Below are 562 nucleotides of genomic sequence, written 5' to 3'. Positions count from 1 at the left end.
AGCTACCAGATAGCAGGTCAATATTTCGGTTCATATGCCCAGATTGGAGAACAGGTAGATGCGCTTTATAATTCGGGTTTGAGCTTAAAATCAGTAATCAATGTAATTGCATTAAAACGAGGCAAGGCATTATCGATTAATGAAATAAAGGCAATTACAACCCGATACAACGATAAAGCCGGAAGTCTTGTAACTGCAAATGGACAGGTAATAAAAAATGATGGACATCTGAGTACAGCCAGCGAATCGCGTGGGGCGAAACAAAGCGGTGGAAAAGGTAAGGCGGAAGGTGCTCATAAGACTGAACAGGTAGCTGGAAAGGGAACCAGTGATGAAATCAAAAATATCTATAATTCGATTAAAGATTCACCACAGTATCCGCAAAATTTTAAAGCTGTTCAAAATGGAACAACCAGAAATATTGTTAAAAATCAATCATTATTAGAACAGTTTAGGGAAATTGAACCAGGAAAATGGACAAAAGTTTATAAAGATGGCTTTGATGCATCAGGAAAGAAGGTATCAATTCATTATTTTCAAAGTCAGAGTGGTAAAGTATTTA

The 562-nt window shown here is 36.8% G+C and carries 1 protein-coding gene; it reads left to right on the top strand.

Going from position 1 to position 562, the window contains the following annotated elements:
- The coding region (locus MJ764_RS11380; RefSeq protein ID WP_420853961.1) for a hypothetical protein at positions 1-562 on the top strand (562 nt) is incomplete at both ends.

Origin of the sequence: Snodgrassella gandavensis, assembly GCF_914768025.1 — a bacterium.
Classification (GTDB): Bacteria; Pseudomonadota; Gammaproteobacteria; order Burkholderiales; family Neisseriaceae; genus Snodgrassella; species Snodgrassella gandavensis.
Note: the sequence above shows the minus strand (reverse complement) of the source record. Positions and strands in the feature narration are given on the sequence as shown.